This is a genomic window from Flavobacterium kingsejongi (genome assembly GCF_003076475.1).
Lineage (GTDB): Bacteria > Bacteroidota > Bacteroidia > Flavobacteriales > Flavobacteriaceae > Flavobacterium > Flavobacterium kingsejongi.
This window is the reverse complement of record NZ_CP020919.1, coordinates 1,002,146-1,015,010: the sequence shown is the minus strand read 5'-3', so window position 1 is coordinate 1,015,010 and position 12,865 is coordinate 1,002,146. Positions and strand designations below refer to the sequence as shown.

The following is a 12,865-nucleotide window of genomic DNA, read 5'->3' as shown; positions in this document are numbered from 1 at the left end:
TTTCAAATAGTACCTCGACATGATAAAAAAACTACATTTTTTAGCATTGGCCTTTGTTCTTTCAATACCCCTGCTGCAAGCCCAAACCGGGCTTACCGCAATAGCGACACCCTCTTCCTGCCTCAACAACGGGACGATTACAGTGCGCTATACGGGTACGCCAGCCCCCACAATCTGGGGAATTGCTCCTGCACCTTTTAACCCATCACAAATTATAAGTGGTTCCGATCCCTTGTTTACCGATTTAGAACCTGGAGATTATTTCTATGGCTATTACAACGGGAGTACCTTTGTAAAGTCCAATACCCCGGTTAGGGTGACCAGTTCCTATTCGTCCATATCGCCTACGTTTGATGCGGTACAGACCAAAGCCTACCGTTATGCCTATTGCGGTACGGATGTACCATTAGGGTATATCAATAGTAGGGTGGTTGGGGGCAATGCCCCTTATAACATCACGCTTACTGCATCGGATGGGACGATAGTCGAAACCCAGGTGGGTAATGCCCAGGGATTTGCTTTTTTCCGCGACCTGGCTCCGGGAACGTATACCCTAAGTGCGATGGATGCCTGTTCTACTATAGTAAACGGCCCTTCACTCACCGTAGAGGCGAGTATTCCCTATACTACTTTTTCAGTAAGTGGTGGCAACAATTCACCACCGGAATCTGCCTTTGAGGTGATCTATAATGTACCAGGCCAAATATGTTCGGGAATTGCCAGTGCTACGATTAAAGTACTCGGTTTTGTTGTAGGCAAGGATATATATGATGTAACAACCGCTTCACCAACTACCGTTTTTTATGGGACTAAGACGATCAATTATAAATTAGAGATCCAAAATGAAAGTGGTGGTTTTGATGTGTATGAAAACCTACCCGCTGTGGCGGGGTCTTTTCCGATGCCCACCGATCGGGACAAATGGGGAATCGTACGGCTTACTGTGACCATTTGTGGGATTGAACGCGTGAGTACATCCGATTTATCGGCCTATACCCGTTTCAAAAAACGGCCATTTGCCAGTATTTATACCGAGCTTCGGGATGATCCGGCCAATACAGCCTGTTTGCGCAGTGGCAAAGTACTGCTGAGTACCGACAGCTGGAATAATGGACAGACATTGGGCTGTGAACCGTATGCGATCGCCGCCACCGAACAGGAAACGGGTATTGTCCTCCGGGACACCATAGGATTATCCATTGGCAAACGTTTTCCAACACTATTACTGGAAATCGGGAAAACCTATACTATAGAATATACCGATGCCAGCGGTGATGTCGCAACGAATTATCTTTTTACGAATAAGACTACCTCACCGGCACCTTCAAAACCTTCAGTACTCAACCCGGTATACCTGGATCCGGCTTTGTATGCTCCATTGGATCCGGTTGCGGCAGTACAATATACAGCGGGATTAAGCCCGCAGAATTTCGGAAAATCGGCTTTGGTCTTTACCGGCCTGAGTCAGTTGACAGTGCCAATTAAGATTAGTACGATCAGCGGGCCTGATACATTTGATACTACATACAATACACTCCCAACTTCGGGATATATCGGCGTGAGCAATAATCTTACTCCGGGAACCTACCGGTTTAGGGTGCAGGATGCCGTTTGTTTTGACCAGGAATATGATATTGTGCTCGACAGTTACATCGATAGTGTGGCTTTGGAAAACCTGACTGCTGTCCCGGCAACGGGAGGTGTTTGTGACCGCTATATTAAAAGTGGGAGAGTTGCGGTAAATGTAGTAGGAAGCTACCTGAACAGTTCTGGGAGTAATCCTATAGGGTATGTATATAGTTCTAATATCCGTTTATATGCAAGAATAGTAAGCGGCCCTACAGGATTAACGAATTACTATGGAGGTAATCCGGCTTTAATAGGGACCAATAGTGGCTATAATTTTGCATTTGGGGCAGACTTACCCGGCGATTATGAAGTAGGATTATCCTATACTTACAGTACTACAGCATTATTGCCTCCTTCGCAGGTGGTACCGGGAACGGCAATTGCTGCCATAACGGTAGCACCCAACTTCCCGTCTTTTGACCTTTCGGGTTCAGGAGGGAGTATCTGTAATGGGAATACGGTAGGCGACCTAACCGTCAAGGTAGATAATTCCCCGGGAACCATTACCTATTTTATCAAAAAAGATACGGATGCCAATTATCCGCCTACCGGACAAACGAATAATGTTTTTACCGGGCTTCTCCCGGGTGTTTACCAGGTAAAAGCAAAAAACAGCTTTTATGAAGTGGAACAGCAATTCCGAATGCTCAGTCCGGGTACCGGGGTGGGGGATATCATCGAAGGCACTACCGACTATTGTGTGGGCGAAGCGCTCCAGCTGGCAGTCTTGCCTTTAGGGCCTATCACCAGTATTACCTGGACCTTGCCGGACAACACTACATCAACCGATTATGTCCTGAATATCCCAAATGTAGGAATCGCCGACAGTGGCGTCTACCAGGTAACTGTAGTTACCGTTTCGGGCTGTACTTTTACGCAATCAGTACAGGTCAGTGTAAAACGCGAAGGCACTGCCACCGATCTTGAAGTGGAGGATGTACTATTCTGTAAGGGTGAAACGGTAACGTTTACTGCTTCCAGCTCAACAATAACCAACCCGGTTTTTACCTGGTACAATGATCCTGCGATGACTACAGTAGTAGCCACAGGCCCTTCCTTTACCACGCCGGCATTAACGGCTAATCGTTCCTATTTTGTAACAGTAGCAGGAGAGGAAGTATGTACCAAAAATACCGTAGGCCAAATAGTGGAGGCACAGTTAAAACCACTGGCTACCGCTGCCGATATTGATGCTTCAAATGTATTTGTTTGCTACGGTCAACAAGGTAGATTCGATGCTTCTAGTATCACAGTAACCAATCCAATATTCCGATGGTACAGATGGGGATCGGGAGGATACACCTTATTGCATACGGGATCTTCCTTTACACCGGATGAAGCGCCGGATGCAACGCACAACTGGCCATTTATAGTAACGGTAAGCGGCGACAATAAATGTGAAAAGCTTGTAAATCCAATTGTAGGAGCTGATGTCAAGGAGGTAAGCCTGATAGGCAAGCGCCCTGCTGTTGCTTCTGATATCACAGGAGTTGCCGATACCACAATTTGTCTTGGGATGGGTTTTGAAATGATCGCCCAAACCTGGGTTACCGGGGGGGAGATTACCTGGTATGCTGATGAGGCCCTGACGCAGGTCCTGGCTACAGGGGGTTATTTTTCAGCCAGCCCTTTAGTGACTACAGACTATTACGTAACGGTAGAAAGCCCAGGGGTTTGTAAAAACCTGCCGACTACAGCTAAAAAAGTAGTCGTTACGGTCAAAGCGGTCGATACCCCTGTAAGCGAACGGACAGTAGTGCTGTGTGGAAGCAGTGTGGTAGTGAATGCTACCGCAGGATACGATAGTTATGTCTGGACGGACAATAGTACCGGGGCTACCATTGGTACTACCCGCGAAATTACACTAACGGCAACAGGCAGTTATACAGTTGTAGGGACAACACTTTGTACGATATTAACCGAAGAAATTACAGTGGTTCCTTTTTTAGGAATGACTACACATCCCATCGCTATTTTTGGTGATGAAACCGCAATATGCCCGAATGACCTGTCGGAAATGGTGAAAATTGCACTTTGTGGCGCCACCGATAGCCGGGAGATTACCATTTCCATTACCGATGTCGATAGTATCAGCTGGGAACAGCTGGATGAAGGTTCCTGTACGACTTCGTTACCGGATAATTGTGCGAATATTGGTCCGGGCTGTGCCTGGACGGAACGGGCAACCGGAAATGTGTTTAGTGCCGATACTGCCGGGCAATGGCGGATCATCCTGCGCTATCAGAATGGTTGTTCCCAAACTTTTTACTTTAACATTTATAAAAACATACTGGACCCTAAAGTAAAGGTCCAGGACAAAATTTGTAGTATCGAAGGTGCAATCTTGGTAACCAATGTACCGGCTACCGGCTACGAATTCAGCCTGGACAGTGCAACAGGGCCATGGACCTCAAATCCTTCCTTTACCAATGTAACGCCTGGTGTATACAGCGTTTACATCAAAGCGACCGATATTACCAGTAACCCCAACCAATGTGTTTTCATATTGGATGCAATTACCGTTCGTGATTTGGTTCCTTCAATTACAGTAACACCAACCAGTCCCGTGACATGTATGAACCGTAACGGAAGCATCCATATTGTGATGACGGACGGAGCACCGCAATACCTCTACGAATTGTATGATGGTACGCTGCGAATCGCTTCTTCCGGACTCCTGAATGGACCGGACGATTACGAATATACTTTTGACAGTGTGAATCCGGGTCAGTATACCGTAAAGGTTACTCTTGATTCCGGCTGCGAATTTACCGAAGCCGTAGAAATTGTGCCTTTGGTTCCATTTGTCGTGACTGCGACGGTCACACGCCCAATTACCTGTGAACCCGGAGAGATTACCCTGAGTGTATCAGGGGGTACCGCACCGTATATGTATTTCTTTAATGGTATTGGCAGCCCAAACCCGGTATTCGAATTACCGACGTCCGGTTACATTAGCATTTCTGCCAGTGATTCTGCGGGCTGTACGGATACCCATCTTTTAATTATGGATCCGCCCGTGACTCCGGTATGGACAGTAGCAGGTTCTTCCGTACAATGTTTCGGAACTGCTACAGGAACAATTCTTTTTTCTGTAACCACCGATTATGGATTTATCCCGGAATATAGTATCGATAATGGCAGTAGCTACCAAAGCGCAAGCCTTTTCACAGGACTCAATCCGGGGACTTATACGGCAAAGATCCGTTATGTCGTAAGAACGGAAACCGATCCTTTTGGAACAATAATCAATATCTATTGTGAAAGCCCTGCACAGCCTGTAGTCATTACAGGCCCTGCACGAGCCCTGACAGCCTCTGTCAATATTACGCGGGACGCGAGTTGCGACCCGACAACCCATAAGGCCGAGGTACGGATTACCAATCCTGAAGGGGGTGTAGCACCCTATACCTATAGTTTTGACGGAGTGAATTTTGCCCCATCAGGTGTTGGTTTTCTGGATGCCGGAACCTATACCGTCTATATTAAAGATGCCGTAAACTGCAGTTATCCCATGACCGTGGTGATTGAAGCTGCGCCAGCTACGCCGGTCTTTACACCGGTAGTGGTGAGCAGCTGTGACGGAACTTCGGTAATTACTGTAGAAAGTAACAGCAGCGAGTTTAGCTATACCTATGCCCTTGATGGAGGGACGATGCAATTGAGCAATGTGTTTACAAACGTTACTCCGGGATATCATGAAATTACCACAAATTATATACAAGTTTCGTTACCGCACAGCAGTATACTGCTGCGGGAGGATTTTGGAGCAGGAGCCAATACGGCAATCCCGAATATTGATCCGGTATATTGTTATGAGGCGCAGACACCTGGGGGAACCTGTGGTACAGACTCTCGTTTGGCTGATGGAGAATATTGTGTAACCCAGATGCTTAATCCAAACAATCCTGCGTGGGTAGCCACAAGAGATCATACGGGTAATGCGGGTGGTCGCTTCCTGGCCCTTAATGTAGGTGTAGTTGCGGGACTTCAGGGTGTGATTTACGAAAAACAAATCAATGATATTTACCCTGGTCAGGACCTGATCATCTCTTTTTATGCAATGAACTTGCTGCGAAGTACTTCTGGAGGTCGTGCGCCTAACATGCTGGTACAGCTGGTGGATGGTTCAGGAACCGTAATTCAATCCCAGGATACGGGCGATATTCCTAAAAATAATATTTGGAACCGGTATGAAGTGCATTTGAATCCGGGGACCAATACCCAGCTTAATTTTGTAATCCGTACCAATTCAATCGTGACGGGAGGAAATGACCTGGCGCTGGATGATATTGAAGTATACCAGTTGCCGGAAGTGTGCGAGCGTAGCTTCCCAGTCCCGGTAACTGTTGGCGATACGGAATTCCGCGCCAGGGTACAAAGTACGACCCCAATCAGCTGCCATGGCGGAGCTGATGGAACCGTTACTATAGCGGTTGAGAATCCAGGCGATCCGAATAGTGGGGATTTACAATGGGCAGTTAGCTTAGACAATGGTACTACCTGGTATGCCAACATGGCGGATATAGCAATCCTATATTATTTTGAGGTAGGAACCCGTACTATACTGGTTAAAAATACCTATAACGATTATGGAGTAAGTTGTATTATACCATTAACGGTAACATTTACCGATCCTGATGAACTTGAAGTAACCACGGTAGTAACACCCAAAACCTGTATTGAAGGAGGGCGTGCAGTAGTAAATACTATCGGGGGTACCATCCCGTATGCGTACCAGCTTACAGATCCTGACGGAGGCACTGCCACAGGAAGCAGCACCGGGCCGACTTGTAGTTTTGATGGGCTTACTATCCCGGGAACGTATACTGTAACCGTGACGGATCTTTCCAATTGCAGTACTCCGATAACTTTTGAAATAATAGATACTGTGGCTCCTGTAGCCACAATTGACCCGGCATCAGACCTTTGCTTCGGTGCAGCAGGAGCGACCATTATTGTGGCTGTGGCCAATGGTGTCACTCCTTTTTCCTATAGCCTTGACGGTGCAGCCGCGCAAAACAGCAATACTTTTGCAGGACTGGTACCCGGAGAGTATACCATAACCGTAACCGATGCCTATGGGTGTACGGATACGGTAACCCAAACCATTGATGCTGCACTGACGGCAAATGCGATACTGACGAAAGGCCTTGACTGTACTGCGGTAACAGACGCTTTGATTACAGTGACCCTTTCCGGAGGGAGAGCAGGACTGCGGTACCAGGTGAGTATCGATGGTAGTGCATACGGATCAGAAACCCCTATTACCGGTACTGATTTTACCTACATGACAACGACTGCAGGAAACTACCGATTTAAAGTGACAGATGCTTTAGGGTGCAGTAGTGAAACTGCAATCATTACTATTGACCCAATTGTACTGCCTGAAATTACAAGTGTCACGGTAACCAGCCCGATTGGGTGTCATGATGGAAAAGCTTTGATCCGTGTGGTGATCGATACTGCAAAAGGCCAGGCGCCATTTGTAATTACTGTAGCCGATACCTCAGGGACACCTTATCCAGATTATGTTTCGGGATTACCGGCAGGCACTTATATCGTGACCGTAACGGATGCAAAAGGATGTAGTGATACAGCTCCTTTAACCATTACACAACCGGATCCGATTGCCTATACCATTACTACCACACCCATTACCTGTGATCCTGCAGGAGGTACCCTTTTTGGAATTATCCATATCCAGGGTGTTTCCGGAGGAACAGCTCCGTATACCTATAAACTGTACAACAGTATAGGCACTGAAATTGGGGTGGAAGGGCCTACTAATACCCCTAATTTTGATTTTACAGTAGTAGATTTTGGATTTTATAGGGTAGAAGTTATTGATGCCAATGACTGTCCATCTGTAACCAGCAATATCCCGGTGGCTTCACCACCAGAATCCCTGGATATCGAGGTAGTTACCGGGCCATTCGACTGTGTTACGGGTGCGAATGTAAAAGTCACGGTGGGAGGTTCCCTTTTGGGAGGCCCATTTGAGTTTGCCATCATAACCGATCCGGCACAACGTTATCCGACTGGATTTTTCCCATCGGATGCTCCGGATGGGCTGAGTTATACTTTCACCGGGTTAATCCCCGGGGCAACCTATAGTTTTGCAGTATATGATACGGCAACGGGCTGCCACTATTTCAAACAGGCAGAGTCACCGATTCCAACCTATTCGAACCTGGCCAGTGTAATGGATCCAAAGAATGTAACCTGTAAAGATGCTGCAGATGGTAGTATCTCCTTTACTTTCAGCGATTATCATAACACAACGACAACAGTAGAATACCAGTTACATTCCGCTTTTAGCAATTTACCAATAGGAGTACCAGGAGATACCAACGGGCTGACACCGGGACAAACGATCACGGTAACCGATTTTAAAACCGACCTGGCACCTGGAGAATATTATATCGTATTTACGGAAAGAGGGGGAGACCCGGGTGCAGACCAGTGTAAACTGGCTTCATCGCCCTTTACAATCAGCCAGGCTGCAGTAGCGCTTTCCGTAACCGCGACACTGGATAAAAACGCCAATTGTTTTACCGATTCAGGGATCATCACAGCAGTTGGTGCTGGTGGGGTAGCTCCATACGAATATGAACTATTGCCTGCTACAAGCCCTGCACCCACTGTGGGTACCTGGGCAGGAACAACAGCAAATGTGATATATACTGATGGTGGAGACTATAGGGTGTATGTTAAAGATGCCAACAATTGTATCCAGGCAGCTCCGGTAGCTATTACCGTTCCTACAGATCCTACCCCGGCCATTACGGCGGTAGTGACCAACCAGTGTACTGGAGGCAATGGTTCCTTTACCATTGCCGTAGCCATGACAGCTACAGGAGTAGGCCCTTACCGTTATAGCCTTGACGGCGGCATGTTCCAGAACCTGACCGCACCCTTTACCTATGATAACCTGGCAGCAGGTACCCATACGGTCACTATAAAAGACGTTAACGATTGTGGTATTCCACCAGTGACGGTTGAGATTTATGCCCCAATAATACCGGGCATACCCGTGACTACACAACCAAATTGTACAAATGATGATGGAACCCTACGGGTAAATCCTGTCGGTGGTTCCGGGAATTTTGAATATGAATTGCGCGATAGTGCAGGAGGGATCCTCGTTCCTTTTGGATCGGCGAATGATTTTACAGGCCTTTCCGGAGGTACCTATACTGTAATGATCCGGGATATGGTGACTACTTGTGAGATGCCACTTTCGGTAACCCTGCATGATCCGATAGCCGTAACATTTACGGCTACACCTACGGCCGCAAGTTGTTTTGGCGGTGACGATGGTAGCATCACGGTAGTTTTAGCTCCCGGGAATAGCGATACCCCATACCAATACAGCAAAGACAATGGTATGACGTGGCAGGATACGCCTGTGTTCACAGGATTGTCAGCAGGAGTGTACCAGGTTAGTGTAAAATCCGGTAAGGAATGCCGTGAGGACCTGGAGGTTACCGTAGCACAACCTGCCGGGGTAATTATCCCAGCAGTAGCAGTAACGGTGACGCCATTCAGGTGTGCCGCCGGTAACAATCCAAACAATGCCTTTATTACAATTGATCCTTCGCAGCTTACAGGAGGAAACGGAACCTATGTGTCCTATATTTTTGAAGATGCTGCGACAGGGACTGTACTGCAAAGCGGTACCAATCCGGTATATGTGGTTACTGATACCAATGGTATGCAAATCATCATCCGTGCTTATGATAGCAATGCCTGTGAAGGAACGACCATAGTAACTGTTCCGGCCTATGTTGCCCTGCAGGATGCTACCGTTTCGATACTACAGGGAATCACCTGTAATAATCCGGAATTGGTAACAGTAGATGTAAACGGTGGTTCAGGAAGCTATACCTACAGGTTATTGCCTCTTGGGACCCCGGAAACGACTCCGGTATTTCCACTCGCAACAGTAGGGATGTATTATTTTGAGGTGACCGATACCGCTACAGGTTGTAGCGTGATTGCGAGCCATCAGGTACAGGACTTTGATACGATGGTGGTTACTGCAATGGCGATCACTCCGGTGAGTTGCCTTGGAGCAACAGACGGAGCCTTACGTATTTCCATAGCAGGCTATACGGGAGCCTATACATTCAGGGTTTTGAATAGTGCCGGAACTGAAGTGCAATATGGAATAGGGCATACCGATGTCAATCCGTTAATCATCAATGATATACCTGGAGGAAACCATAGTGTGGAAGTTATCGCTATCGATACCCCTTTCTGTGGCAAACCATCCAATACTGTTACCATTGGTTCCCCAATTACTGCCTTGCAGGTGGTTTTGGTGGAAAATGCAAACGTAACCTGTACCAATGACCGTGGCGTCCTATGGGCGAATGCCAACGGTGGGTATGGAACGTATCTGTATGAATTAAAAGATGCAGTAACCGGTTTTGTTTTCCAGGATTATGACAGTAATGCATTATTTAGCAACCTCGAAGCGGGAAGTTATTTAGTAAGCGTAAAAGACAACCAGGGTTGTGTGGCAACCGATACCATAGTACTCGAACTGCCTCAGCCAATAGTAGTAAACGCTACGGCAGATACCGCGGCAGTAAGCTGTTATGGAGATACTACAGCCACAATTACAGCTATAGCAACCGGAGGGCAGGGCATGAATTACCAATATACATTGACCCATGCCGAAAGTGGACAGGTTACCGGCCCACAATCCAATCCTGTATTTACAGGGCTGGGAGCCGGAACCTATACCGTTACGGTTCGAGATACCTGGACATGTGAGGCAACTGCCACACCAATTACGATTACACAACCTACCGCATTGGTAGGAGTACTTTCGGAAACGGTAGCATTAGGGTGTGTAAGGGAAGCCTTGTTGACGATCGTCGGCAGTGGTGGAACAGCACCTTACCAATACAGTACCGATAATATAAATTTCACCAATAATCCGAACTTCAGTGTTCCGGCGGGTACGTATACGTACTATATTCAGGATGCCAATGGCTGTAGCAGTGCGACCAATACGGTAACCATTTTACCGGTTCCCGTACTGGATATTAGCATCGACACTTCAGGAGCTGTAGTCAATTGTTCCGGACAGGCGAATGCTATTATTGCAGCGACAGCCACCGGCGGTTTAGGAAGCTACGTTTATGAGTTATGGAATGCCACGACCAATACAATCGTAGCAGGGCCACAAGCCAGCGGCCTCTTCAACGGATTGGGTTCCGGGAATTATACCGTAAAAGTGATCAGCCAGGACTGTGAAAGAATTTCAGCCGTTATCGTTATTGCGGAGCCTGCTCCATTGACAATAGTGCCAACGGTACAGTCTGTATCGTGTGCCGGACAGGCTACAGGAAGCATTTCCATTAATGCTACCGGCGGAACAGGAATAATTATGTATGCAATTTCGCCTAACCTGAACCAATGGTCCACCAATCCGGAATTCAACAACCTGGTTGCAGGAGATTATATTGTTGGTGTGCAGGATGCCAATGGCTGTTATCAAGCCCTGCTATTGACCGTAACTGAGCCTGCTGCCCTTACTGCCAATGTAGTAGTGGAAAGCGAGGAGCTTTGCTCCGGATCGAATACAGGAAGCATCAGGATCACGCCCGGAGGCGGTGTTGCGCCGTATGCAACCAGCCTGGATTCCGATATGGATGGTGACTTTGTAGTCGGGAAGGTACTCTATGACAACCTAAGCGGTGGGCAGGATTATACTATTTATATCCGCGATGCCAATGGATGTACCATAGCAAGAACCGTAAGCCTGGCTGCTTCAGTAGCCCTGAATCCTACCCATGTCATGAATTACAGTTGCTTTAATAATACACCGGACAATGAACTGGTGATTACAGTAAATCCGGCAGTCGCTGCCGATGTAACGTTTGCACTGGATGGAGGAAGCTACCAGATAGCCAATACCTTTACCAATATTGCACCCGGAAACCACCTGTACCATGTGAAGCATAGTAATGGTTGTGAGGAGATCATGCCGTTTACGGTGGAATTCCGAAGCCAGGTAATCGCCACAACAGTAGTGGAGCATCTGGTTTGTGGAAACACACCTTCAGGAAAGATTACAGTGAATGTAACCGCTGGAACGCGGCCTTATGAATATTCGATCAGCCCGAACTTAGAGAACTACAGTGCTTCCAATATTTTTGAGAACCTGGAGACCGGACTTTATGTAGTACGGGTAAAAGACAGCAATGGCTGTATACAGCCACTCAATGTACTGATTACCGGCCCTGCACCTTTAGTGCCTGCATTAGTTTCGGTACTGCCGGAAGTTTGTTTCGGAGATGCAGATGGTACGATTGTGATGGCTGTAGCGGGGGGCGTTGCTCCGTATGCTACCAGTATCAATAACGGGCCGTTTGTAACAGGACAACTGGAATTCAATAATCTGAGCGGAGGGCAGACACACCATATCGTGGTACGTGATGCGACAGGTTGTACTACAGATTTCGCTGTGCCGATGGTTGCTGCTGTACATATTGTGGCCAGTGCAACAGTAACATATGGTTGTGTAGGCAACCGTCAGGCGAATACCGTTACGATTACCGTAAATCCGGAAATTAGTAATGAAGTGTTGTATACGCTGAATGGGATAACACAACTGGAAAACGTTTTCAATAACGTGCCGGCTGGAACCCATACGATTGAAATAGCCCATACAAGCGGTTGCATACAGCCCATAACGGTAACCGTTATTGCAGTAGCGCCACTAATTGTTAGTGCTGCAGAAGAAGGGCTGAACCAGATCCGGGCTGTTGCCGGGGGAGGACGTCCGGGCTACCGTTATTATTTTAACGATCATGACAACGGGACGAATCCGGTGTATGTATTTACACAATCGGGGAATTATGTAGTCAAGGTGATCGACAGTAACGGTTGTGAAGCCTTTGCGATCATAGCAGTAACGTTCATTGACATTGAGATCCCGAATTTCTTCACACCGAATGCAGATGGGGAAAATGACACCTGGACACCAGTAAAGATCGAACACTACCCGAAAATCAATACGGACATTTATGACCGTAGTGGCCGGAAAGTAGCCACGATCCGCAAAGGGCAAAGTTGGGATGGAACCTATGAAGGCCACGCCCTGTCTTCCGGAGATTACTGGTATGTCATTAGCCTGAACAATGGGACGAACCGTGAAATTGTAGGTCATGTCACCATTTACCGATAAATAATCAATGACCCGGATTGGGTCGCCGTA

The 12,865-nt window shown here is 47.3% G+C and carries 1 protein-coding gene; it reads left to right on the top strand.

Annotated elements, in window-relative coordinates; all coding sequences use genetic code 11:
• Window positions 1–19 precede the first annotated feature (19 nt).
• Entirely contained in the window at window positions 20–12,835 is a 12,816-nt protein-coding gene (locus tag FK004_RS04300; protein ID WP_108736148.1) for a T9SS type B sorting domain-containing protein, read from the top strand.
• Window positions 12,836–12,865: the final 30 nt, after the last annotated feature.